The sequence below is a fragment of the Mycobacterium rhizamassiliense genome (genome assembly GCF_900157375.1).
In the GTDB taxonomy this organism is placed as follows: domain Bacteria; phylum Actinomycetota; class Actinomycetes; order Mycobacteriales; family Mycobacteriaceae; genus Mycobacterium; species Mycobacterium rhizamassiliense.
Genome location: NZ_LT721901.1, coordinates 2,984,797 through 3,008,207, shown reverse-complemented (window position 1 = coordinate 3,008,207; position 23,411 = coordinate 2,984,797). Strand labels below are relative to the sequence as shown.

Annotated in this window: 23 protein-coding genes; 11 read left to right on the top strand and 12 right to left on the bottom strand. The window is 64.0% G+C overall.

Translation table 11 applies throughout. From position 1 onward, the window contains the following. Window positions 1–11: 11 nt before the first annotated feature. Complete coding sequence (locus MRAB57_RS14790) at window positions 12–1,541, bottom strand: aldehyde dehydrogenase family protein (RefSeq protein WP_077088042.1); 1,530 nt, start codon at window positions 1,539–1,541, stop codon at window positions 12–14. 189 nt (window positions 1,542–1,730) lie between these two features. Here MRAB57_RS14790 and MRAB57_RS14785 point away from each other — a divergent pair, with 189 nt between their 5' ends. Then, complete coding sequence (locus MRAB57_RS14785) at window positions 1,731–2,582, top strand: SDR family oxidoreductase (protein WP_077088041.1); 852 nt, start codon at window positions 1,731–1,733, stop codon at window positions 2,580–2,582. Window positions 2,583–3,153: 571 nt separating this feature from the next. Here MRAB57_RS14785 and MRAB57_RS14775 read toward each other — a convergent pair. Then, entirely contained in the window at window positions 3,154–3,498 is a 345-nt protein-coding gene (locus MRAB57_RS14775) for a DUF732 domain-containing protein (protein ID WP_245835920.1), read from the bottom strand. A 226-nt stretch (window positions 3,499–3,724) separates the two neighbouring features. Then, entirely contained in the window at window positions 3,725–5,170 is a 1,446-nt protein-coding gene (locus MRAB57_RS14770; protein ID WP_077079649.1) for a class I adenylate-forming enzyme family protein, read from the bottom strand. Window positions 5,171–5,287: 117 nt separating this feature from the next. On the opposite strand from MRAB57_RS14770, the gene MRAB57_RS14765 reads away from it, so the two are divergent. The 4 genes from MRAB57_RS14765 to MRAB57_RS14750 all read left to right on the top strand — a co-directional run bounded on the left by MRAB57_RS14765 (window position 5,288) and on the right by MRAB57_RS14750 (window position 8,895). Next, on the top strand, window positions 5,288–6,109 hold the full coding sequence (locus MRAB57_RS14765) for an SDR family NAD(P)-dependent oxidoreductase (protein WP_077079648.1): 822 nt from the start codon (window positions 5,288–5,290) through the stop codon (window positions 6,107–6,109). Further along, window positions 6,106–7,248 (top strand): acyl-CoA dehydrogenase family protein, encoded by a 1,143-nt coding sequence (locus MRAB57_RS14760; RefSeq protein ID WP_077088040.1) that lies wholly within the window; start codon window positions 6,106–6,108, stop codon window positions 7,246–7,248. The genes MRAB57_RS14765 and MRAB57_RS14760 overlap by 4 nt, the downstream gene beginning before the upstream one ends. Continuing rightward, window positions 7,245–7,691 carry a Zn-ribbon domain-containing OB-fold protein gene (locus MRAB57_RS14755; RefSeq protein ID WP_077088039.1) on the top strand — a complete coding sequence of 149 codons (447 nt, stop codon included), beginning with the start codon at window positions 7,245–7,247 and terminating at the stop codon, window positions 7,689–7,691. Before MRAB57_RS14760 ends, MRAB57_RS14755 begins: the two co-directional genes overlap by 4 nt. Window positions 7,692–7,776: 85 nt before the next feature. After that, entirely contained in the window at window positions 7,777–8,895 is a 1,119-nt protein-coding gene (locus tag MRAB57_RS14750; RefSeq protein ID WP_077088038.1) for a phosphotransferase, read from the top strand. Window positions 8,896–8,901: 6 nt separating this feature from the next. Here MRAB57_RS14750 and MRAB57_RS14745 read toward each other — a convergent pair whose 3' ends face one another. Genes MRAB57_RS14745 through MRAB57_RS14720 form a run of 6 tightly spaced genes read right to left on the bottom strand, consistent with a single transcriptional unit; the run spans window position 8,902 to window position 14,440 of the window. Beyond that, window positions 8,902–9,723 (bottom strand): mycofactocin-coupled SDR family oxidoreductase, encoded by an 822-nt coding sequence (locus tag MRAB57_RS14745; protein ID WP_077079644.1) that lies wholly within the window; start codon window positions 9,721–9,723, stop codon window positions 8,902–8,904. 16 nt (window positions 9,724–9,739) lie between these two features. Beyond that, a complete protein-coding gene (locus MRAB57_RS14740; protein WP_077088037.1) occupies window positions 9,740–10,150 on the bottom strand; it encodes a Zn-ribbon domain-containing OB-fold protein in 411 nt (136 codons plus the stop codon). Further along, entirely contained in the window at window positions 10,147–11,283 is a 1,137-nt protein-coding gene (locus tag MRAB57_RS14735; protein WP_077088036.1) for a thiolase C-terminal domain-containing protein, read from the bottom strand. Before MRAB57_RS14735 ends, MRAB57_RS14740 begins: the two co-directional genes overlap by 4 nt. Window positions 11,284–11,296: 13 nt before the next feature. After that, the gene (locus MRAB57_RS14730) at window positions 11,297–13,447 is read right to left on the bottom strand and encodes an acyl-CoA dehydrogenase family protein (protein WP_077088035.1); all 2,151 of its coding nucleotides are present in this window, start codon (window positions 13,445–13,447) and stop codon (window positions 11,297–11,299) included. Window positions 13,448–13,466: 19 nt separating this feature from the next. Beyond that, a complete protein-coding gene (locus MRAB57_RS14725) occupies window positions 13,467–14,075 on the bottom strand; it encodes a nitroreductase family protein (RefSeq protein ID WP_077088034.1) in 609 nt (202 codons plus the stop codon). Further along, a complete protein-coding gene (locus tag MRAB57_RS14720) occupies window positions 14,075–14,440 on the bottom strand; it encodes a DUF4286 family protein (protein WP_077079639.1) in 366 nt (121 codons plus the stop codon). The genes MRAB57_RS14725 and MRAB57_RS14720 overlap by 1 nt, the downstream gene beginning before the upstream one ends. 185 nt (window positions 14,441–14,625) lie before the next feature. Between MRAB57_RS14720 and MRAB57_RS14715 the strand changes: the two genes are divergently transcribed. Continuing rightward, a complete protein-coding gene (locus MRAB57_RS14715; RefSeq protein WP_077088033.1) occupies window positions 14,626–15,546 on the top strand; it encodes a TIGR03619 family F420-dependent LLM class oxidoreductase in 921 nt (306 codons plus the stop codon). 24 nt (window positions 15,547–15,570) lie between these two features. Here MRAB57_RS14715 and MRAB57_RS14710 read toward each other — a convergent pair whose 3' ends face one another. After that, window positions 15,571–16,761 carry a cytochrome P450 gene (locus tag MRAB57_RS14710; protein WP_077088032.1) on the bottom strand — a complete coding sequence of 397 codons (1,191 nt, stop codon included), beginning with the start codon at window positions 16,759–16,761 and terminating at the stop codon, window positions 15,571–15,573. Between the two features lie 168 nt (window positions 16,762–16,929). Between MRAB57_RS14710 and MRAB57_RS14705 the strand changes: the two genes are divergently transcribed. Then, window positions 16,930–17,520, top strand: a complete 591-nt coding sequence (locus MRAB57_RS14705; RefSeq protein ID WP_077079636.1) for a TetR family transcriptional regulator — start codon at window positions 16,930–16,932, stop codon at window positions 17,518–17,520. Between the two features lie 6 nt (window positions 17,521–17,526). On the opposite strand, the gene MRAB57_RS14700 is transcribed toward MRAB57_RS14705, so the two are convergent. Next, the gene (locus tag MRAB57_RS14700) at window positions 17,527–18,567 is read right to left on the bottom strand and encodes a spirocyclase AveC family protein (RefSeq protein WP_157900612.1); all 1,041 of its coding nucleotides are present in this window, start codon (window positions 18,565–18,567) and stop codon (window positions 17,527–17,529) included. Window positions 18,568–18,730: 163 nt separating this feature from the next. On the opposite strand from MRAB57_RS14700, the gene MRAB57_RS14695 reads away from it, so the two are divergent. The 4 genes from MRAB57_RS14695 to MRAB57_RS14685 all read left to right on the top strand — a co-directional run bounded on the left by MRAB57_RS14695 (window position 18,731) and on the right by MRAB57_RS14685 (window position 22,046). Next, window positions 18,731–19,645, top strand: coding sequence for a spirocyclase AveC family protein (locus MRAB57_RS14695; protein WP_157900611.1), 915 nt, complete (start codon window positions 18,731–18,733; stop codon window positions 19,643–19,645). 31 nt (window positions 19,646–19,676) lie between these two features. After that, window positions 19,677–19,829, top strand: a complete 153-nt coding sequence (locus MRAB57_RS28600; RefSeq protein ID WP_425436811.1) for a DUF7156 family protein — start codon at window positions 19,677–19,679, stop codon at window positions 19,827–19,829. An 80-nt stretch (window positions 19,830–19,909) separates the two neighbouring features. Further along, window positions 19,910–20,773: a 3-carboxyethylcatechol 2,3-dioxygenase gene (locus tag MRAB57_RS14690; RefSeq protein ID WP_083743416.1), complete on the top strand. Its 864-nt coding sequence runs from the start codon at window positions 19,910–19,912 to the stop codon at window positions 20,771–20,773. Between the two features lie 82 nt (window positions 20,774–20,855). Then, a complete protein-coding gene (locus MRAB57_RS14685; RefSeq protein WP_108637636.1) occupies window positions 20,856–22,046 on the top strand; it encodes a CaiB/BaiF CoA transferase family protein in 1,191 nt (396 codons plus the stop codon). Between the two features lie 13 nt (window positions 22,047–22,059). Here MRAB57_RS14685 and MRAB57_RS14680 read toward each other — a convergent pair whose 3' ends face one another. Continuing rightward, window positions 22,060–23,400: a TetR/AcrR family transcriptional regulator gene (locus tag MRAB57_RS14680; protein WP_077079635.1), complete on the bottom strand. Its 1,341-nt coding sequence runs from the start codon at window positions 23,398–23,400 to the stop codon at window positions 22,060–22,062. Window positions 23,401–23,411 lie beyond the last annotated feature (11 nt).

The window sequence follows — 23,411 nt, the reverse complement described above, 5'->3', positions numbered from 1 at the left end:
ATCGTTGCAACTCAACTCCAGGCAATCGATTTGAGTTCGGTGAACTCTTCGATTCCGTGATGGCTCCACTCCCTGCCGATGCCGCTCTGCTTGAATCCGCCGAACACACCGGTGATGCCCACACCGTTGGGCTGATCGGCCGACCAGCCGGGGCCGGAACTGCCCAGGGCCTCGACGTTGACGGTGGGCGACCCCACCGTCTGCACCGAGACGTTTCCGGCTCGGATCTGCCGGGCGACGTTGAAGCCGCGCGCGGTATTACCGGCGATGACGCCGCCACCGAGTCCGTAAATCGAATCGTTGGCGATACGAATCGCTTCGTCTTCGGTCTTGTAGGTGATCACGGTGAGGACCGGACCGAAGATTTCCTCCCGAGCGATCCGCATGTCGTTGCGGGCGTTGATGAATAGCGTCGGCTCGTAAAAGAACCCTTTGGCTAGGTGCTCGGGACGCTTGCCCCCAAAGGCCAGCTCGGCTCCCTCGTCGAGACCGGATTGCACGTATTGCTCCACTCGGACTCGCTGCCGCTCTCGGATCAACGGGCCGATAAGCGTGTCGGGCTCACGGGGGTCGCCGACCTTGAGAGACGATGCCGACTTCCTCGCACCGTCGACGTACGCGTCGAGCAGGTGCTCAGGTAGCAACATTCTGGTGTGGATGGCGCAGCCCTGCCCGGCGTGAATCATCGAGGTGATGATGCCCATGTTGGCGACGTGATCCTCAGGGACGTCGTCCAAGACGATCGACGCGCTTTTGCCGCCGAGCTCGAGCTGGAGGCGTTTGACCGTGGGCGCCGCGGCCGCCATGATGGCCCGCCCGGTCGCGGTGGAGCCGGTGAACGTCACCATGTCGATCAGCGGGTGAGTGGTCATCTCCTCGCCGACTTCTGGACCGCCGGCGATCACGTTCAGCACGCCGGGTGGAAGGTCGGCATCCTGAGCTGCTTTGGCGATCTCGAAAGCATCCAGTGGCGTCCACTGGTGTGGCTTGAGCACGACGGTGCAGCCGGCCGCCAAAGCCGGCAGGACCTTCACGATGTTGAGAAAGAACGGGAAATTGAACGGGGTAATCGCGGCCACCACTCCGACCGGCTCCCGGACGACGGCATGCCCGGCCATCCCGGTCGGGCCCCCGGCCGGCGGCGACACCTCCGTCCAGCGCACCGCGAACTCCATGGCCTCGGCGATCCAATCGGCGATGTCGATGGTGCCGCGGACCTGAATGATGTCAGCGAGGAAGCCGACCGACCCAGACTCGGCCATCACCAACTTCTTGAGGAAATCGTGGCGCTCGTCGAGGATCGCGGCGAACCGGCGTAGCACGGCGGCGCGTTCTCGAGGCGACGTCCGTGGCCAGGGCCCGTCATCGAAGGCCCGTCGCGCCGCCACGATGGCGGCATGGGTGGCCTTGAGGCCAGCATCGGGAACCGAGCCGATGACCTCCTCGGTGGCCGGGTCGATGACCTCGATGACCCCGACTGTGTCGTCGGCCGTCCAGGCGCCGTCGATGAGCAAGTTGTCGTAATCCCACCGGTCACTCACCGCGTACTACCTCCCACTCGCAAGACTTCGACGCACACTGCAGCGCGAACGCCGGCTTACTGCAACAGACATAATCGTGTCAGAGGACGCTAGCAGGCTATCCCAATTAGGAGAACATTATGTTTCTCAATTAGCACCTGATATATCTTCTGTAAGGCAGACAACATTTTCCAAGATGCCGGAGGAACGATGGAAGACGTACTGGGATATGCGGGACGCCATGTAGTGGTTACCGGCGCCGCATCAGGCATGGGCGCCGCGACAGCAACAATCCTGACCAAGCTCGGAGCACGGGTCACTGCGCTCGACGTGCGGCCCACCGACCTTCCGGTCGACCGGGTCGTCGAGGTGGACCTGCGGGATCGCGCCTCCATCGAGCGGGCAGCCGAATCCATTAAGGGACCGGTGGATGGCTATTTCGGCTGCGCGGGCCTGCCTGGACCGCCGTTCTCCGGCCTCGACGTGTTGCTGGTCAACTTCGTGGGTGCTCGGCATCTGGTGAACCTGGTCCTGCCCAAGATTCCGGCAGGCGGGGCGGTCGCCGTGGTCGCCTCCAATGCCGCTATGGGATGGCAACTGGAGCTCGAGCAGCTGACGGAACTGGTGTCCACCGACGGATTCGATGAAGGCAAGCGGTGGTGCGAAGCCAATGACGCGATGGGGGCCGTCGGGGCGTACCCGTTTTCAAAAAAGGCGATCAACGCCTGGGTCGGATCCCGGGCCGCCACGCTGATCACCGATGGCATCCGGCTCAACTGCATCAACCCCGGCCCGACAGACACAGCGATGCTGCCCCACTTCGTGGAATTCGCGGGGCAGAACATCATCGACGCCTTCGTCGGCCCGATCCGGCGGCGCTCAACCGCCGAGGAACAAGCGTGGCCGCTGATCTTCCTCAACAGCCCCCGATCGAGCTACATCAACGGCGAAGCACTGGTCACAGATGGCGGATTCTTCGGCGCCGTGCAATCCGGCCAGCTCGATCTCACCAAGATGTTCGCTGCCCCGGACACCACCGGCGCGCCTGAGCCACTCCGATGACCGCATCCACACGCAGTTGCCGCCGCGGTACCTGAACGACCCCGACGTCCGGGCCAGGCTGGGCGCCCTGCGCGTGACGCCATCGAGGCCCTCGAAGAGCCCGGCGTCATCGCGGAGGGTCTCAGTTCGCTCGCGGATGACCTGGTCAAACGCGGCCAATGCGCGCCGCTCGGACAGGCGATCTCGGACGCCATCGGGATCGATGGCCGCACCCGCGTGATGAAGTACCAGCCGCTATATTCGCGGGTAACAGACACTCCCGACGGCGTCGCGCTGAACTTCGCCCAACTCGAAATAAAAGCCGCTCCCGACCATGAGGACGCATTGCAATTTCTGTCGAAAAGCACTGAGCCGTTTCGGGTTTGCGAGCTACCGGGGCTGTCCGCGGAGCAGCAGACGGAACTGGCCAGATCGCTGATCATGGCTGGATTCCTTGTTCGGCTGCCCGTCGGGCCCGGCTCAGAGCCAGACACATAAGACCCGTCGAGCTACTCAAACTCTGTGGTGTTCAAGGGATTTGAACTCCGGCGCCTTCCCGGTACCCCGGGGGTTGGTATGCCAAAAGTCTGCCTCAGTAATAGGTACCGGGCGCGGCTGCTCCGCCCGGCGGTTGGTAGCCAGCGGCTGAATTCCGCAGCTGCCATATCAGCTCGGGGCACAGCAAGTTGACCGCATAGGAGACCAGATAATTGGCCGCGAACTCATCGTTGGGGGTCACGTCGCTCTTCACGTCACCCATAACCTGCGCGTACGCTTCGCCCCGGCCGACCTTGTCGCAGATCCCGTGGCCGTAGGCAAGCGCGTCGTTGTTCGGAAAGCCGTAATGCCGCCGCACCACCACGTCGTAGACATACTCGACCTCGGGCGCCGGTACCGCACGCGCCGGCGGTGCCAGTGTCAGCGGGACCCCGCTCACGGCAGTTGCGGCGACAATCACAGCGACGAGCGACCGACGAAAAGTGGTCCTCTGTCGACCTGCTGATCCGACCGGGCTTCGCGCGGCTATCGGCATACACCGAGACGTTAAACTATATAACGGATAAGATCTACCGGTTTCACCGTCGCCGGGACGACGTGTACACCGGAGGACGCGAGCGATGAGTTACCGATGAACTGCACGCCTGGGTGCGTGCGCACATAACTCACGCTGATCCGGTGTGCTGACGCTTCAGGTGTGTTGCACGAAGGGTGGCACGATCGAGCTTGCCTGCGCTGTTGACCGGCAGCTCGGCGACCGTGTACCAGTAACGCGGGATCTTGAAGCCAGCCAGCGTGACGCGGGCGAAGGAACGTAGTTCCTCGGGCCGCGGCGGACGAGTCGAATCCGCGGGCACGACAAACGCGGCCAAGGTTTCTCCGAGTCGTGGATCCGGCACACCCACCACGCCGACCGCGGCGACCGCGGGGTGGGCACCGAGCACATTCTCGACTTCCACCGGATAGATGTTCTCCCCGCCGCGAACCACCATGTCGTGCCGACGACCGCAAAGACGGAGATAACCGTCGGCATCCAGCACACCCAGATCGCCGGTGCGCAACCATCCGTCGGCGCCTTGGACGGAAAGGTGCGTCGCGGAGGCGAACACTTCGCCGATTCCAGCCCGGTCCGGCTCGTCGATGTGCAGACGAAGGCCGCTCACCGGCCGGCCCACACTGGACAGAACGTCGGGATCTTTGGCCGCAGCCAGCCGATGATCATCTGGGCTCAGGCTGGTGATCGGGCTGCCCTCGGTTTGGCCGTAGAGGCTGACCATCGCGACGTCGGGCAGCACGTCAAGAACGCGTCGCAACGTGTCGACGCTGATCGGCGAGGCGCCATAGATCAACGTCTTGAGCGGAACTGCGTCGAGAAGTCCCTCGCTGAGCAACATCTCGATCATGGTCGGCACGAGCAGGCAGTGGGTGGCGTGAAGTTGCTTCAGGTTGCGCCACCAATCGAAGGAGAATCTCGTGGTACAGATAACTGCCGCCCCGGCCGTAAGCGCCACCAGGATGTTGCCCAGACCACCGATGTGATGTAGCGGCGAACCGGTTGCATAACGGTCGTCGGGGCCAATGCCGATCAGGCGACGTAAAAGCGCGGCGCGCGCGTCAAGCACTCCCTCGCTCAGCGAAACTCGCTTGGGAACTCCGGTGGTTCCCGCGGTGTGCAGGTAGATCGCCGTGGGACCGGGTTCCGGATGCAGCGGACGCCTCGACACCGGCAAGAAAGGTATTGTCACCGCACGGATTTCGACCGCGTCGGCAACGTGTCGAGCCGTCTCGGCGAACGCGGCCTCGGCGAGTAACACCGACGAGCCGCTTCGACGCACCGTCTCGGCCAGTTCTGCGGAAGTATGCCGCGGCCCAAGCGGAGCCAGCGGTCTGTCGACGGCGGCACCGCCGAATAGCAGTGCAAGCGCGTCGGCATTAGTGGTGAGCAACGCGGGGATCGGCTGACCTGAGTGGACTTCGAGGTCGACGAGCAGGTCCGCGGCCGCGACGGCCTTTCCGATCAGTTCACGACCGCTAACGGAGCCGGCGTCGCCTATGACAGCTGCACGTTCACTGCGCTCGTGGACTGCGGAGATCCGCTCGAGCCATGTCATCCCAGCGGTTGAACCGCACTAGGGCGAGCAGCTATCAACGTCTCTCCTCGTCGGTTTTGTCAAAGCGATAAATAGTTTACTGTTTGTGTGAATTGATGCGAAGGAGGGCACGGTAACGTGCGGATCATCGTCACAGGCGGGAATAGTGGCGTCGGGAAAGCCACCGCGCACGCCATGGCCGCTGCCGGCCACGAAGTGATCATCGCGTGCCGGACCCCGGCAAAGGCGTACGAAGCCGCGGCGTCGATGCCCGGCGAAGTCGAGGTACGTGAGCTGGATCTAGCCGACCTCACCAGCGTGCGCAAGTTCACCGACACCGTCGACTACGTCGACGTGCTGGTGAACAACGCCGGCGTGTTGGGCTTGCCGCTGACCCGCACGGCCGACGGCTTCGAGGCTCACATGGGCACCAACCACCTTGGCCACTTCGCGTTGACATGTCTACTCGGCGACCGGATCCGCGACCGTGTCGTGGCGGTGGCCAGCACCAACTACAACACCGCCCGCATGCAGTTCGATGACCTCAACTACCACCGGCGCCGCTACAACCCATGGTCGGCTTACGGGGAGTCCAAGCTGGCCAACCTGCTGTTCGTTCGGGAGTTGGTCGCCCGCGGAAAGACCGCCTACGCCTCCGATCCCGGCATGACCGACACCGGCATCACTCGCAACGGTTCGGGTGTACTGCAGTGGGCGGGCCGTGTGCTCTCGCCGCGTATCGCGCAGAGCCCGGCCGACGGTGCTCGCTCGACTATTCAGGCGATCACCACGACCTTGCCCAACGGCACCTACATCGCGCCGCGCGGCCTGATGCACCAGTGGGGCCGACCGAAGCCGACCAAACTCAAAGACAAGGCCCGCGATGCCGAAAGCGCGCGACGGCTGTGGGATACCTCGGTGGAGTTGACCGGTTGCGAGTGGCAGGACAGAGGTCCGTGACCGTCGAGCGGCTGCTGCCGACACCGGAAGCACGCGAGTTGGTTTCCCTCGCGGCCGACGTCGCCGACAAGGTGCTCGATCCGATCGTCGACGAGCATGAGAAGAACGAGACGTATCCCGAAGGTGTTTTCGCGACTCTGGGTGAGACCGGGCTGCTGACGCTGCCGCACCCGCAGGAATGGGGCGGCGGCGGGCAACCATACGAGGTGTACCTACAGGTTCTCGAGGAATTGGCGGCTCGGTGGGCGGCAGTCGCCGTAGCCGTCAGCGTTCACGTCCTGTCCTGCCATCCAATGATCGCGTTCGGCACCGCCGAGCAACAACAGCAGTGGCTGCCAAGCATGCTGAGCGGTCACACGATCGGTGCCTACAGCCTGTCCGAGCCACAGGCCGGCTCCGACGCCGCCGCACTGAACTGTAAGGCCGCCGCGATCGACGGCGGTTACCGCATCAACGGCGCCAAGGCCTGGATCACCCATGGCGGCATCGCAGATTTCTACAGCCTATTCGCCCGCACCGGTGAAGGTGGACAAGGTATTTCGTGTTTTCTAGTCGATAAGAACACAGACGGACTCACGTTCGGCAAACCCGAGGAGAAGATGGGCTTGCATGCCATCCCGACCACCACGGCGCACTACGACGATGCGTTTGTGCCTGCCCAACGCCGTATCGGCGTCGAAGGCCAAGGACTCCAGATCGCCTTCAGCGCATTGGATTCCGGGCGCCTGGGCATCGCGGCGGTGGCCGTCGGGCTGGCGCAGGCAGCGCTCGACGAGGCGGTGTCCTACGCTCAACAGCGGACGACGTTCGGCCGCAAGATCATCGATCATCAAGGCCTGGCGTTCCTGCTGGCCGATATGGCCGCCGCGGTCGACTCTGCGCGCGCCACATACCTGGACGCGGCACGCCGCCGCGACGCCGGACTCCCCTATTCGCGCAACGCTTCAGTGGCAAAGCTGATTGCCACCGACGCCGCAATGAAGGTCACCACCGATGCCGTCCAGGTTTTCGGCGGCTATGGCTACACCAGGGATTACCGTGTCGAGCGCTACATGCGCGAAGCCAAGATCACCCAGATCTTCGAAGGCACCAACCAGATTCAGCGGCTGGTCATCGGTCGATCGTTGGTCGGATCATGACTTATCGACGCCCCCAGTTGCGATTGGCGCCCAGCCCTACCGCCGAGTCGCGTGCGTTCTGGACCGGTGGTCGCAACGGCGAGTTGCTGATCACCCGCTGCCATGGCTGCGGCCACTTCTTCCACCCGCCAGGGCCGGCGTGTTGGCGTTGCCGAAGCACGGACGTTGCACCGGAGCCCGTCTCGGGGCGCGCGACCGTCGCGGCCTATACGGTCAACCGCCAGAACTGGATTCCGGGTTTTGATTCGCCCTACATTGTCGCAATGGTCGAGCTTGCCGAGGAACCCGACACAAGGCTGATGTCCAACGTGGTCGGCGTCGCCCCGAACGCGATCAGCATCGGGATGGCCGTCGAGGTCTTCTTCGAAGACTGGACCGCGATGTCGGGCGAGGAAGACAGCCGCGTGTGGCTTCCGCTGTTTCGTCCGGTCAAACCGACGTAGCGGTGCGAAACCGACTCGGGGCCAGGGCTTCGGTGCTAGTGTGACAGTCAACTGTCACACTAGAGTCTCAATGATGAGGATTGCGATGACCGGCCAAGCCCTGCACGTCACGCTTCAGTCCGCCGACGACATCACGCCCGACGTTTTGACGTCGCTGATACGTCGACACGATCCCGCCGCGACGGTTACCGGCGTCACGATTGGGCACACCTGGCAGGGCACCACGTCGCACCTGCACCTCGACGTGAAATACGCAGACCCAGATACCCGACTTCCGGAGCGGCTCTTCATCAAGACGCAATTGGGCACGGTGCACGACCTGCCGGAGGCGTTCGACGAATCGTTGTCCGAAGGCGGTGGCGGAACCGTGTTGTATGACGACGAGACAAGGTTCTACCGCGACCTGCGTCCGGACCTGAACGTCGAGACCATGACGACCTTCTTCGCCGACCACCTCGATGGCCCGTCGCAGTTTCTGATCCTCGGAGAGGACATCACCCTGCGCGGCGCGCAGGTCCCCGACGCGGTGACAGGCCTTACCGTCGAGCAGGCCGACGCGCTGCTCACAACGTTGAGCCAACTGCACGCTCCGTTCTGGGGCAGCCGACGGCTGGTCGCCGGCGGCGACCTGTCCTGGCTACAGGATCCCGTCACCGGTGGATTTGCACACTTTTTGCGCGACAACGGGTTTGCGATAATCCGCGCGCTGATGGAGGCCCCGTACAAGAAGGCGCTCCTGGATACAGCGGGCACCGACATGGACGGGATGGAGTCGGCGTTCTGGAGACTCCAGGAGCGGGTGGCCCGCGACCCGATCACGGTGCTGCACGGCGATCCGCATCCGCGCAATACATATGTGCTGCCCGATGGCCGGATGGGTGTCCTTGACTGGCAACTGATTCGGCGCGGCTCGTGGTCACACGACGTCGGTTACGCGTTGATCGCCGCACTGTCCCCGGAGCTTCGGCGGGCCCACGAGCGTGAGCTGCTGGACAACTACCGAGGGCGGCTGCTCGACGCCGGTGTCACTGCGCTACCCGACCGCGAGGCGATGTGGACTGCGTATCGCGAGAGCCCGGCTTGGGGCTTCTGCATGTGGGCGATCGCGCCCGACCAGATGTACTCGGTCGAGGTCGTCGGCGCGGTGCTCGGCCGCTTCGCCGAGGCCTATTCCGACCTGGGCACCGGTACGCTGTTGCGCTGACTGCAGTCAGGTCATGTTCATGCCGGCATCGAGCATCAGCGTCGTGCCCGTGTAATATCGCCCACTGTCCGAGACCAGGAACAACACCGTCTCCGAGACGTCGGACGGCTCGATCACCGTTACCGGTAGGGCGTTGGTCATCGCCTTGGCGAGATGCTCGTTCTGGGCGATCACCTCGAACAGCGCCGGATTCTCCACGATCATCGAGGTGTTGACACCGGTCGGTGCGATCGCCATGACACGGATGTTCTTGGCCGCCATACGCTGTGCGTAGGCCCGTACCAGTCCAGTGACGCCGATTTTGGCCGCGGCGTACGCGTCCGCGCCGCCGCTGCCGTCAGTCAGTGCCTTCAGACCAGCCATCGAGCTGGTGGCGACAATGGCACCGCCGCGATCGGACTTCATCATGTGGGCGCTAGCGATCTGCAGGGTGTTCCACACACCGGTGAGTAGCACGCCGATGCCGAGCTCCCACGCCGCCTCGGGATCGGGCTCGTCAACCCGGTTCAGTACGATCCCCGCGTTCGCCACCACCGTATCTATGTAGCCGAATTCTGCGACGCCATCGTCGAAGGCAGCCTGTAGTGCTTTGCGGTCGCGGACGTCAGCCTGACGGGCGATCATCCGCTGACCGGTCTTCTCCACCAAGTTGACGGTCTCGTCAAGGTCTTCCGGCGTGGCCATCGCATACAGCACGCCGTCGAGTTGGCGGCAGATGTCGACACCAACAATATCCGCACCTTCCTCGGCTAACCGGACAGCGTGTGACCGCCCCTGGCCCTTGCCAGCTCCGGTGATGAAGGCGACGCGACCGTCCATTCTGCCCATTTGCTGCTCCCAGCCTTTACTTGATGACGAATTCGGGTATGCGATAACCGCTTTCGCCGAGGTCGACGATGCGCATCCGCACCGGCTGCCCGATCCGGACATCGGCGGGATCGGCATCGATGACCGAGTTGATCCGCAATCCCGGCTGCTCGGCCAGTTCGACGAGCCCGACGACATAGGGGGGCACGCGGCCGGGTACGAGGGCCTGGCGGATCACGATGTAGCTGAAGATCGTGCCGTTGCCGCTGACTTCCTCGAAGTGCACGGGCCCACCGGTGTACCGGCTGCGTTCCAACGGCGGGTGGATCCACTTCCCGGTATCGTCGCAGCGGCACAACATCAACTTGCCATTCTTCAGGCCCTGCCAGTACGGCGCAGAGTCAGGGTCGGGCACCGGAATTGGTGCCGCCAGTACAGGATTCGTCATGGGTGCTCCCTGCTGTAGACGTTGGCCCCGCCGAACGGGCCCGCACCAGCGGTCACGAGCGCGAGTTCGGCATTATCAACCTGACGGACACCAGCCGCGTGCCGAAGTTGCAGCGCTGCCTCGTAATGGTGGTTGAGGCCATGGATATAGCCCTCGGACAGCAGACCACCGTGCGGGTTGACTACCACGTCGCCGCCATAGGTGGCGCGCCCGGTCGAAAAGAACTTGCCGACTTCCCCCTTCTCGCAGAAGCCGAAGCCCTCCATGGTGGCCATCACCGTGTAGGTGAAGCAGTCGTACACGCAGGCCAGGTCCATGTCGGCGGGAGTCAGACCCGTCTTCTGCCAGATCTTCGGACCTGCCGTGCGAGAGAACATCTCGGTGGGATCGTCCCACTCGCTCCAGCCGGCTCCACCCTGTGAGTTCGATGATCCGACGAGCCACATCGGGGGCTGCTTGGTGTTTCTGGCGATGTCCTCGCCGACGATCAGCACCGCTACCGCGCCGTCGACCTCGGATGTGCAATCCAATACCCGGAACGGCTCGTTGATCCAACGCGACGCCAGATATTCGTCCATGGAAAGCGGTTCGCGCCGCAGCGCATGTTCGTTGGGTCCGGCGTGCGTGCGCTGGGTGATGGCGATCTGCCCCAGATCTTCTGAGGTCGATCCGTATTCGTGCTGATGACGTCTAGCCCACATGGCGATCCACTGAGGGGGCACGAGAAAGCCCGATACCGTATCGAATTGATCGTGGTGCGGCACCTGCATCGGTCCGTCGACGTGGCCGAAGCGGTGCCCGGAGCGGCCGTTGAGCGAGCGGTACACCAGCACCGCCTTGCACAAGCCCGCCTCGATCACGGCTGCGGCCGTGGCAATCTGGTCGGCAACGAGGTTGCCGCCGCCGTACATGGCGTTGGCCCAAGCTAATTCGTCGATCCCTAGCGCCCACCCGACGTAGATGGGCTGCTCGGAGTCGTTGACCATGTACGTGCAGATTCCATCGACGTCGGCGGCCGTCAGACCGGCGTCGGCGATGGCGTCCCGGCAGGCAGCGACGGCCATTCCGCGGGTCGTGCGGCCGGAGTTGCGGGAATATTCGGTACGGCCGATCCCGACGACGGCACATGTCATATGACGCTCCGATCTATTTAGGCGCCGGATCGCGCGGCAGGCCCAGGATGCGCTCGGCGATCAGGTTTCTGACGATTTCCGACGTGCCGCCCGCAATCGTCAGACATCGGCTGAACAGATAGTCGTGTACGACGTCGGGTTCCTCACCCACCAGGATGGCCCGGTCGGCAATACGCAGTGCCAACTCTGCCACCCGCTGGGCGTGCTCGGCCCCGAACAGCTTGGCGATGTTGCCTTCGATTCCGGGTCCGACGTCAAAGACCGCCCTCGCCGCCTGCCGCAGGTTCAGCGTGGCCAAGGTATACGACTCGATGAGCAGCGCACCGACGTCACGTGCCGAGCCGGTGTCGTCGGGCCGGTGCCGAGCCAACAGATCGATCAAAGCGTCGGCGGTCATGGTGACAGAGCCACCGCCGATCGACACCCGCTCGTTGCCGAAGGCTGCCATCGCCACGCTCCACCCGTCGTTCACACCGCCGACCACGTCGCGATCGGGCACGAAGACGTCGTCGAAGAACACCTCGTTGAACAGCGTCTCGCCGGTGATCTCGGTGAGTGGACGAATCCGTACCGCCGGGTCGGCGAGGTCAATGATCATCGCCGTAATGCCCTTGTGCTTGCGCACATTCGGATCAGTGCGCACGGTGGCCAGCCCACGCTGGCAGTTCACCGCGTCACTGGTCCACACCTTCTGACCGCTGACCACCCAGCCGTCGTCGACTCGTTTCGCTTTGGTGGCAACAGCCGCCGCATCCGAGCCGGCGCCGGGCTCACTGAACAGCTGGCACCACCGCAGTTCACCCTCGAGGCTCGGCCAGATCAATCGGTCGAGTTGTTCGGTGCTTCCGTGTTGCAGCAGCGTCGGCACCACCCATTCGCCGAGTCCGAGGCTGGGTTTGTCCAACCCGTCCAGGGCGTCCTCGATGATCAACTGCTCGACGCTGTCCGCAGCCCGTCCGTATGGCGCGGGCCAGTGTGGTTGCAGATAACCGCTTCGCGCCCAGAGCCTTTGGTGGTCGTCGGCGTCGGCCGCCTCAAGTTCAGAGCGGAAATCCAGTGCGGCCTGGCGATACTGCTCGGCACCCTCGGGCAGGTCTACCGACTGGCGCCGGCGAACGCCGGCGCGCTGCAGCGCGATCACATTGTCCCGCAATGCATCCTGGTCGCCAGCGAAGGCCTGCAATACCGTCGCCCGCCTGATGTAGAGGTGGGCGTCGTGCTCCCAGGTATAGCCGATGCCGCCATGCACTTGCACGTTCTGCAGCGCCACCCGTTGATAAGCGGTCAGCGCATGTCCGGCAGCCATCGTCGCGGCCAGATCGGCCTCCGCGCCATCAGCGCGCGCGGCGTCCCAGGTGGCCGCGACTGCCAGTTCGGTATCGAGAAGCATGTTCGCGCAGTGATGTTTGACGGCCTGAAACGAGCCGATAGGCCTGCCGAATTGTTCGCGACCTGCGGCGTAGGCCGTCGCCATCTCGGTACACGCGCCCAGCCCGCCAACAGCTTCAGCGGCGGCCAGCAGCCGAAGGATGCGCCTCGCTATCCCGGCGGCGCCCGGGAAGATCTCGGCAGCCGGCGCGGCACTGAGGTTGACCACAACCACCGGGGCTAGCAGCTGATCCACCGAGTCGACGGTTCGGATGCTGATGCCGTCACCGGCCTCCACCAGGACAAGATCGTCGCCGGTCGGGAGCAGAAACAGATCTGCGCCTGCCTCGGCCAGTGCCGGCACAGCTGCGGCCGAGACTCTCGAATCACGAACGACGGCAACGCTATTGGTACCGATTCCGGCGACGACGTCACCGGATACCAGCCGCGGCAACCACAGCTCACGCTGGTCGTCGGACCCTGCCTCGGCGATCACGGCGGATACCGCGACCGTGGGCAGGAATGGCCCACCTAACGCGGCCCGACCGAGCTGCTCCAGCACGATTGTCAGTTCAGGCAGTCCGTAGCCTTGGCCGTCGAAACGCTCGTCGACGTGCAGGCCAAGCCACCCGGTGGAGACCATCTCTTTCCAGAGACCATCGTCGGACCACCACCGACCGCTCTTTTCGCGGTCGAGCAGGATCTGGCGGGCACCCGCGGTGCCGGCACGCCCGGCGACCATCGCACCCGCCACTTCGGCGAGCGCGCGATGATCTTCGGTTATCGCCAATGGCATTGACAGCTCTCCGTTCTGCTCACCAGGGCGTGCCGAACCGCTCGCGATAAGTCACCGACGTCGCCGGGCGCCGGCGGGGTGGTGAGAGCTTGCGCGCGGGCAACCCTAGGTACACCGCCGCCATCGGGATCAGGTTCTGCGGCAGCTGCAGCAATTCGCGCACGCGATCGACACCGAAGGTGGTCAGGCCGGTCGTCAGACATGAGCCATAGCCGAGGTCGGCAGCGGCGAGCAGCATGTTCTGCACGGCCGGGTAGATGGAAGACGGCGCGTGAATCTCGGGCACCCGATCGGTATCGGCGCACACCACCACCACGACCGGAGCAGCGGCGAATCCGCCTTTGTTGAAGCCGAATTCAAGGTCGGCTACCAATACCTTGTCTTCGACGCTTTGCTTGACGAAGTCGCCGCCACCTGCGTTCCATGTCTCCGTCCACCAGGCTGCGAGCAGGGCGCGGTGGCTATCGTCGCGGACCACGATGAAAGTCCACGGCTGGGTGTTCTCTGCGCTCGGCGCGTGCACCGCGGCCGCCAGTATCTGCTCGACGTCAGAGTCGGGTACCTTGCCGTCTGGATCGAAGCGCCGACACGCGCGCTGCGCGTGGATGCCGGCGAGCAACTCGCCCACTAGCGCTCCGCCAGGACGCGTTCGCCGCGCGGGGCCCATCCGGTGAGAGACACCGTGGTCAGATCAAGCCACTCCCCCAATGACAGCGTTCCTGCCATGACGCGTTTTAGGAACTCCGCCATCACGATGTCGGGCTCGTTGTCCAGCTCGTAGATCACCATGTAACGGTGAGTTGGCGGCGGCAGCTGAGCGGGCAGGTCCTGGTCTTCGGGGACCTTCAGTTCGGTGATGTCGTAACGCTGTGCCGTAACGACTCCCGGAACGTCGAGAACCTCGGGCACGTGCTGAGTGTCGTACCACTTATTGAACGCGTCGTCTTCGCCCTCGATCGGATTGGTGAGCGCAATGAACAGGTTCGGAGCCACGCAACACGCCTTTCGCAACAGCCAGGGGTTGCAGTCACACTATGACAGTCAACTGCCATAGTCAACGCCGGGCATGCGCCTTGACGTATGTCAGTAGACTGCCATAATGAGGCGTCGTGACCGACGTGCCGTCGGATCCTCCTGTCGGCGCTCCGCCACCGGGCCATGAAATCGGAAGGCGCCAGATGAGATTCGCCGTGTACCTGCCCAACTGCATGCACGTCGCAGCGATCACGCAACCGTGGGAACACCAGCTCACCGGTTCCGACATTGCGCGAGTTGCCCGACGCGCCGAACAGCTGGGCTATTCGATGGTGTTCCTGCCCGAGCACTTCCTCACCCCCGCGAGTCATCTCGAGTTGTCCGGAGACCACTACTTCGACGCCACCACCGCCCAGGCCTTCGTCGCGGGCGCCACCTCGACGATCACCATCGGGTCGATGGTCACGATCCTGCCGTTGCACAACCCGATCGTCGCCGCGAAGCAGATCGCAACGCTCGATTGGTTCAGTGGCGGTCGCGCCCAGACCACCGTCGGTGTCGGCTGGCTCAAGGAGGAGTACGACGCGATCGGTGTCCCCTTCACCAAGCGTGGCCGCATGGCGGACGAGTATCTCGAGGCGATGTTCGAGTTGTGGCACAGCGATTCGCCACGCTTCGACGGAGACTTCGTCAAGTTCGACGACATCGCGTTCGGGCCCAAGCCGATCTCCAAACCCCACCCGCCGATATGGATGGGTGGCGACGCCGACGCGGTGCTGCGCAGAGCGGCCCGGTTCGGCCACGGCTGGGCGCCATGGCTGACCAAGCCCGACGAGCTGCCTGCCAAGATGGACTACCTACGCTCGCAGCCCGGGTTCGACGACCGGCCGTTCTCCCTGTTCTACAGCCTGGCGATGCTGTCCATCGGCCAGGAGCACGCCATCGTCGACGACCCGAATGCGCATTTCGGTCAGAGCGCCCAGCAGGTCATCGACAACTGCAACATGCTGGCCGAGCGCGGCGTTACGGACACCTGGGTCAACCCGCCGGCACTGGACGGCTTCAATGCCTACCTCGACCATATGCAATGGGTGGCTGAGGAAATCATCCCGAAGGTCGGATGAGTCTTCCCGCGAAAACCGTCAGATTTACTGACTCCGCGACGACGGCTTGATGTTCAGCGGTACCGATTGCAGAGACATCGTCCCGGTCGGCCAGGGCATCTGTGGCGACTTGTCTTGAGCCAGAGTGTATTCGGGTATGCGGGAGTGCCATTCCTCGAGGATCAGACGGAGTTCGAGACGCGCCAGGTGCGAACCCAGACACCGGTGCGGTCCACGCCCGAACGCGAAGTGCACGACCTTGCTATCGAGATGAATCTCGTCGGCGTCCTGGTACCGCCGCGGATCACGGTCGGCGCTGCCATAACTGAGCATGACCGTGGTGTCCTTCGGCACGATCCTGCCCGCCACTTCGACCTCCTCGGTGGTGACACGCGGCGCGAACGGGACAGGTCCGTCGACGCGCAAAATATCCTCGATGAATGCCGGGATGAGCGCGAAGTCGTTGGCGACACGGTGGCGCATCTCGGTGTCGGCCGCCAGCCTGGCCAGGGAGAACCCCACCGCAGAGGTGACGGTATCCAGCCCGGCCAGCACGAACATGAAGCACAGGCCAAGGATCTCGTTGTCCGACATGCCGCCCTCGTCGGTGTCTTGTATCAGCTGGGTGAGCATGTCGCTGCCGGTCGAATCGGCGCGCCGCTCGGCGATGTGCTCGGTCAAATAGGTGAACAATTCCAGCGCGTGAGCCATCACCTCTGGGGTCGCCTCGGCGCTACTCGGATCGGTGAATTGCAGAATCGCGTCCTTCCACCGCACCAGCCGGTCGCGGTCCGCCATGGGCAACCCGAACAGCGTCAGAAACACCTGGGAGGGAAAAGGTGTAGCGAGATCGGTAACCACGTCGCACTCGCCGCGCGCGACGATGGCGTCGATCAATTCTCCTGCCTGCCTGCGCAATTCGGGCTCACGCTCGGCCATCTTCTTAGGGCTGAAGAACGGATCAAGCATTCGGCGGAACCGAGTGTGATCCGGCGGGTCGATCGCAATCGGTACCAGCGGGACGGGGCTTCCTAAGCGGTCGAAAGCTCTTGCCGACGAAAAGATCTCAGGTCGTTTGGCCGCGAACTCGACGGCCTCGGCGCTGGTCAGCACGATCTCCTCGCCAGAACTCACCGCCTCGCCCGCCTCCCGCAGTTCGCGCCAGGCGCGCGTGCGGTCCGCCGTGAAGGGCAGATCGTTGATATTCAGCGTTCCGGTTACGCCCAGCTCGGTCATTGAGACGGAAACTCCCTCTACCCGCGCCGACCGGCGCTCGGGTATCACTGTGACAGTTGACTGTCATACATTGGAAGTATCGTCGGTAGCACGACAAGTGTCAACGATGTACCGGCACCCCTAGTCGTTGTACTGTCAGGACACCCAGACGTAGGAGGAGGTTGGCGGATGGCCCGGGGCGATCGATCACCGCGGGACGCGCATGCGGACCGGATCCGCAATGCTCTGCTGAATGCTGCCCTAAATCTGTTCAGCACCAACGGGTACGACGAGACCACCACAGACCAGATCGCCGAAAGCGTGGGCGTTTCGCCGAGGACCTTCTTCCGGTACTTCCCGACCAAGGAGTCAGTGCTTTTCTTCGGCGAGTACGACTTCATCGACGCCGTGAGCGGCGTGTACCTCGCTCAACCGGAGAAGATGTCAGATTTCGAGGCGCTGGCCAATTCGTTTGCTGTGCTTGCGCCCGGCCTCAAGCGCATCCGCAAAAGGATCGCGCAGTACCACGACGCCGTCGCGTCGTCGCTCGTCCTGCTGGGCCGCGAACGCCGAAACCACGAGGCCAACGCAGAGACCGTCGCCAAGGTGATCGCCGAAAGACGCCGATTGCCCGCCCCCGACAGCGAATGCCGACTGTTGGCAGCGGTCGGCATGCTGCTCGTCGAGCGCGCCCTCAATCATTGGTTGTCGACGCCGGGCCGGTCGCTCGACGACCTGATCCGTCAGGAGTTCGCCGCCCTGCCCGCGGTCCTGAAGTAGCGCGACCTAGCGATCGTTGAAGCGGGTGCCATCGGGGCAGCGCCGTGGTGTGCCTGGTCCGCAGTACTGCGTGCGCAAGTAGCTCGGATAAGTCTGGGTCGGCCCGGCATAGAAGCCGGCGAGGTTCACCGGCAGGTCGTACACCCCGATCGCCACCACGTGTAGAAAGCCGGTGACGGCCAGCACTCTTAACAGCCCTCTGACCCGTGGGCCGGCCCACCGCAGAGTCTCCACACCAGCCTCCACCCGGATCCTGCCGTCGTGGTTGCGGAAAAACATCAGTGCACCGCTTGAACTCAGCACCAGCGACCACAGGATGGGGCCGTACAGCGGGATCTGGACAGTCTGACCCGCCCAGAGCGTGACGCCGGGAATCGACGCAGGATAGCCGAGCAGGCCGTGGCGCACCGCAAAGATCTCGAGCGGAAACTCGATGACGTATACCGCGAGCCAACCGACGCAGAAGGTGCGGACGGGTCCCAGCGTCGGCCAACGTCGGCGGGCACGACCCATGGCCCCGCGGGCGATCGAGCCCATGGCCAACGGCATCCAGATGTAGATCATTCCGATCATCAGCGCTGGTTCGGCCATCAGTCGACCGTCGGGGCTTAACCAGCCGGGGATGTTCTGCGTCCAGTTGCCGAAGTTGACCAGGCCGGCGTTGTAGAACAGCGTTGGCTGAAACCAGTTGATCAGCGGGTCATGCCACCACGCGATCGCCGATCCGATCACGATGGCCGCTTCGACGCAGAGTTGACGCTCGCGAACGCTCTTACGGACTATGCAGCCAATCGCGACCAATGCCAGTATCGGGCAGGCGATTTGGAAGGCGGTCATCGCCCACCGGGTGGCTCCGGGGATCGGGTCGGGACCCGGATTCACCGGTGTCGCATTGCCCGACGCGATCCACGAGATGTAGACGAAGGCAGCGATGACGACGAACACCGCGCCGAGGCTCGACCAGAACAGCACCGGCCGAATGGTCTTGATCCGCCCGGTCTCGATTGTCGACGGCTCTGTATGCCGAGGCGACTTCAGATCCGTCACTGCACAGCTCCCTTGACACGACCTAACCAAAGATGGCAGTTAACTGTCATAGTGTCAACGTCCGGCGGTGTCACTGTAGATTCGCGTGACAAACGACATGTAGTGAACTAGGTTACACAAGTACTTGGATCCCTCTCCATCACTTGCTCGTTGAGAGGCAACGATGCTTTTCGCCACGTCACAATTGGCACCACCAGCGACCCTCAACCCGTCCGGTGTCTGGTTCTTCAACTGGGTGATACCGATCGCCGGCAGCATCTTCATCGTTCTCGCGGTAGCCGATGTGATTCGGCGGCGGCGCCTGACCTGGGGATTCCTTTTCCTGTTCAACAGCCTTGCGGTGTACTGGATGGAGACCATCGGCGACTGGGGCCAGATGTTGTTCTACAGTCCGGCGTTTGCGCAACACCATCTGCTCGAGTGGCTGCCGCTCAAGACTCCCAACGATCCTCTGTTCATGCCGTTCGCCTACGCGGTGTACTGGGGAGTACACGCGCTTCTGGTGTTGTGGCTGAGTCAATGGGTGTCCGCGCGGTTTGGCTGGACCATGCTCAAATCCATGCTGGTGCTTGCAATTCCGGTCAACTACGTGTGGGATTTCGCCGTCGAGGGCACCGCCACGGCAATGGGTTGGTGGACCTACGATCCCGGCATTGGTCCCGCTCTCGAGTGGGGCAACGGCGGTCGCATCACTTTGCTGTGGACCATTGGCATCATGTGCGTGTGGCCCAACCTGATCGCCTATTGGGCCGGCAAGCCGCCGATTCGCGGTCTCAATCACTTCGAGCGGTTCTGCCGATTGGATCGGTTCACAGTTCCCAAGACTTCGTTGCATTCGTCGCTCGGCAGCGAAAGTTGGGGCGGGATAGCCGTTGCGACCAAGCGGGTGCCGTTGACCAAGCAGCAGGAATTCGACGACTACCTCAACTATGAGGTCGCGATTCCGCGATGGCGATTCGAGCTCATGCGACTGGGCGCCTGGTTCATCGTCTTCCAGATCACCTTCTTCGGTTTTCTGGTCATCCCGCTCGTGGTGTTGCGCACGGCGACCGGCGCCGACAGCCCCTACATTCCGTGATCCGATGGGAGCCCTTGTGCCAACTGACCGCATGAAGGACATGTCCGCTGAATTCTTTCTTCCTCCGCAGACCAATGCCGCGCTCCAGCGAGAAACCATCTGGCTTGTCGCGGTAAGCGTGGCCTTCATCGTGATCCTCGGCGTCATCGTGGCACTGACCCAAGGCATCGTCATCACGGTGTGATGCGCTAGTCGGCGGGGCGACGAGTTTCGCCGTGGCACCCGGACTCATCTAACATAAGTGTCACTTCTAACGAAGGGGTGATGGACGTGACTGCAGAGCGGCTGGTTGTCTGCGCAAGCCACAGCCCGGGCAAGGAACGCGACGTCGAACATGCCTTCGGCCGCCGGTTTCGCTCGGCACTGACGTCAGCGGCCGAGCGCGCACGACACTTCGACCCGGACGTGGTGATCGTGTTCGGCGGTGACCATCGCCGCGCATTTCGCCACGTAGTACCCGCATTCGGGGTCGCATTGTCCGCGTCGATCCTGGCCGAGGGCGGCCATCCGGCCGGCGACCTGGACGTCCCGCCGGCGCTGGCACGCCGACTGTGCGAACACCTGCTATCGGCCGGCTTCGACGTCGCCGCGTGTCGGGACATCGGACTGGATCACGCGTTCGCTCAACCCATTCGGGACCTGCTCGGGGAGCTGGCCGTCAAGCCGGTCATCCCGGTGCCGGTGAACTGCGCCACGGCTCCGCTTCCGACTGGGCATCGGGTGGCCGAATTCGGCGCGGAGGTGGGCCGATTCCTTGACGGCATCGCCGAGCGGGTGCTCGTGATCGGTACCGGAGGGTTGTCACATTCCCCGCCGAGTCTGGAAGTCGACACTTATGACCTCAGCGATGAGGATCGGGCGCGGATCATCGCCGAGGGTATGGCCGAAGCGCGGACCAAGATCCGTCCCGACTGGGACGCCGAAGTGTTGGACGCGATGTCGAATTGGGATGTCGCTGAACTGATTCGACTCGTCGACAATGCCCACGCGCGCGCGGGCGCGGGCGCCAACGAGGTCAGGACCTGGCTGGCCGCAGGCGCCGCCGGTGGTGGGCGGCCGGTAACCCCGCTGGTCTATGAGCCTGTGCCGGAATGGATCACCGGAATGGCCGTCGCCGCCTCAGCGTGATCACGTCAGTCCGCCCAAGCCCCACGTCGGCCAGTTCGGCGAATCTGACATTGTTGTCATCAGCTCGAGGAGTGGGCCCACATTGACCGACGCGCCACTGTCCGGCATCACCGTCGTGAGCCTCGAGCAGGCAGTCGCGGCCCCATATGCGACCCGGCAGCTCGCCGACCTCGGCGCGCGGGTGATCAAGGTCGAGCGCCCGCAGGGGGGTGACTTCGCCAGAGGTTACGACCGTGCCGTGCACGGCGAGTCCAGCTACTTCGTCTGGCTCAACCGCGGCAAGGAATCGTTGACCGTGGACTTCAAGCAGCCCGAGGGCAGGCGCATCGTCCACCGCCTGCTGGAAGGCGCCGACGTGCTGGTACAAAATCTGGGGCCGGGCGCTGCGGCCCGGATGGGATTAGATGCTGAGTCGGTGGCCCGCGCACACCCGCGGACCGTCACGGCGACGATCAGCGGGTACGGCCAGGACGGCCCCTGGAGCGACCGCAAGGCCTACGACCTGCTGGTGCAAGCCGAGGCCGGGCTGTTGTCGGTGACTGGCTCGCCAGCCGAGGTGGCGCGCACGGGTGTATCGATCGCCGATATCGCCGCGGGCATGTTCACCTTCTCCGGAATCCTCACGGCGCTCTACGCCCGCGCGACGACCGGTGTTGTCCGGCCGGTATCAGTGTCGTTGTTCGACGCGTTGGTCGAATGGATGTCCCAGCCGCTCTACTACGGCCGGTACGGGGGAACGGCGCCGCCACGCACGGGTGCGCGGCATCCGACGATCGCCCCGTACGGCCCGTTCACCGCAGGCGACGGCGGAACCGTGTTGCTCGCCGTGCAGAACCCCGCCGAATGGCACCGGCTCTGCGAGACCGTATTGGACAGAAGGGATCTCGTCGCCGATCCACGGTTCGCCACGAACCCGGATCGGGTCGCGCACCGCGACGAGTTGGAGGCGATCATCGCGTCCACGGTGGCACGGCTGCGCGCCGAGGAACTCGAGGAGCGCCTGCACAGCGCCGGTGTGGCACACGCGCGCATGAATAGTGTCGACCAGCTGTGGCTACACCCGGTACTCGTCGGCCGCGACCGGTGGCACGAGATTCAGACGCCCGGCGGTCCAGCCGCCGCGCTGCCGCCGCCCGCCAGCCTGGCCGGCGTCGATCCAGTTATCGGCGATGTGCCCGCGTTGGGCGAACACAACCGAAAGATCCTGCGCGAGTTGGGATATTCAGCAGAAGCCACCGACGAACTCATCGCCGCCGGCATCACCACCGCATAGCGCATGACCCCAACTACTTTGCGCGCCCGAAGAAGCCGCGGTTGATGCAGTTCATCAACACGTCGATCAGATCGTCGTCGTCAATCGGGTCGGGCAGATCGAGAGCGGCCTGCGGCACCCGGGTGACGAGCGCGCGCAGTATCAGTGCCGAGACCACCGGATCGAACGGGTACCGATCCGGTCCGCGGATCAGCATCCTGGCCGCGCCGATGTCCATCTGCACCTGACCGTTCTCCCCGATGCTCACGATCGTGGGATCGTCGGTGGCGCCCTCGGCCCACGCCTCGATGCAACCCGAATACTTGTCGTAAAACTCGACGTAGGTGCCCAGCCAGTGCCGCAATGTCGACTTCTTGGCCACCGGATCGACGTCAGCGATCCGGTCGGCGAATGCCATTCCGGCGCTATAGATTTCGGCTGCAACGGCGGCGAGCAGGTCCTGTTTGTCGCTGAAGTACTTGTAGAACGTGCCGCGCGCAACGTCGGCTGCCTCGACGATGTCGTCGACGCTGGTGCTGCGATAGCCCCGGGCACGGAATTGGGCGGCGCCGGCATCGGCTAAAGCATTCACGGTGATGACGGCGCGCTTGCTGAGACTCGCGGTGCGCTCGCTGACGGAAAGCCCTTCGACGCCCGGCGCCGGAGGCACGTCGACGGCGTCGATGTCGCCCGCCGGATCAGCGCTGGCGTGTAAAGCCAACGACCGCAACACCGATGGCGAGGTGTCGGGGAACAACGCCAGCTGAAGGAATACCGACAACGTGTCGACCGCTTCCTTGGCGCTGCGGTCGTAGGCGCGATCGGTGTGGACAAACAGATTGATGCGGTGCACCAGCGCGGTCATGATCATGGCGGCGACTTCCGGGTCCATGCCCTGAAGGCCCGAGGCAGCGAGTCGCGCGGCAACGCGGTGGTTATAACCGCGCACGAACCGGGTGATTTCGGGGCGCACCTTGGTGTCCGACGACGCGATCGCCGTCCACTGCACGAACATCGTGGAGTACTTGTCGAATACCCAGCTCCACTCGCCCAGCCACCAGTTCAGATTGTCGAAGCCCACCTCGTCAGGTCCAAGCGGGCCGATGCGCCGCGCCACCCGGAACAACGCACTGCCGCATTCGTTGAGCAGCTCGAGGAAGATCTCGTCCTTGCCCTTGAAGTACTGATAGAGAGTGGCCCGGGAGACCCCGGCCGCTTTCGCTATCGCGTCGACCGACGTGTCGAAGTACCCGACCCGGCCGAACAGCTCCAACGAGACCTCGGCGATCCGGCTCCGGGTGGTGGCACCGCGAGCGCCCACGGCGGGGCTGGAGGGGCCGTAGCTGGCCCGGCGGACGATCGAGGCTTCGGACATGGTGTTTCCAG

Bases quoted from the DNA above. Each gene is read 5' to 3' on its own strand.
- MRAB57_RS14785 (WP_077088041.1), top strand. From the start codon at position 1,731: ATGGAAGACGTACTGGGATATGCGGGACGCCATGTAGTGGTTACCGGC.
- MRAB57_RS14770 (WP_077079649.1), bottom strand. From the start codon at position 5,170: ATGACATGGCTCGAGCGGATCTCCGCAGTCCACGAGCGCAGTGAACGT.
- MRAB57_RS14755 (WP_077088039.1), top strand. From the start codon at position 7,245: ATGACTTATCGACGCCCCCAGTTGCGATTGGCGCCCAGCCCTACCGCC.
- MRAB57_RS14750 (WP_077088038.1), top strand. From the start codon at position 7,777: ATGACCGGCCAAGCCCTGCACGTCACGCTTCAGTCCGCCGACGACATC.
- MRAB57_RS14745 (WP_077079644.1), bottom strand. From the start codon at position 9,723: ATGGGCAGAATGGACGGTCGCGTCGCCTTCATCACCGGAGCTGGCAAG.
- MRAB57_RS14740 (WP_077088037.1), bottom strand. From the start codon at position 10,150: ATGACGAATCCTGTACTGGCGGCACCAATTCCGGTGCCCGACCCTGAC.
- MRAB57_RS14735 (WP_077088036.1), bottom strand. From the start codon at position 11,283: ATGACATGTGCCGTCGTCGGGATCGGCCGTACCGAATATTCCCGCAAC.
- MRAB57_RS14730 (WP_077088035.1), bottom strand. From the start codon at position 13,447: ATGCCATTGGCGATAACCGAAGATCATCGCGCGCTCGCCGAAGTGGCG.
- MRAB57_RS14715 (WP_077088033.1), top strand. From the start codon at position 14,626: ATGAGATTCGCCGTGTACCTGCCCAACTGCATGCACGTCGCAGCGATC.
- MRAB57_RS14710 (WP_077088032.1), bottom strand. From the start codon at position 16,761: ATGACCGAGCTGGGCGTAACCGGAACGCTGAATATCAACGATCTGCCC.
- MRAB57_RS14705 (WP_077079636.1), top strand. From the start codon at position 16,930: ATGGCCCGGGGCGATCGATCACCGCGGGACGCGCATGCGGACCGGATC.
- MRAB57_RS14695 (WP_157900611.1), top strand. From the start codon at position 18,731: ATGCTTTTCGCCACGTCACAATTGGCACCACCAGCGACCCTCAACCCG.
- MRAB57_RS28600 (WP_425436811.1), top strand. From the start codon at position 19,677: ATGAAGGACATGTCCGCTGAATTCTTTCTTCCTCCGCAGACCAATGCC.
- MRAB57_RS14690 (WP_083743416.1), top strand. From the start codon at position 19,910: ATGGACGTGACTGCAGAGCGGCTGGTTGTCTGCGCAAGCCACAGCCCG.
- MRAB57_RS14680 (WP_077079635.1), bottom strand. From the start codon at position 23,400: ATGTCCGAAGCCTCGATCGTCCGCCGGGCCAGCTACGGCCCCTCCAGC.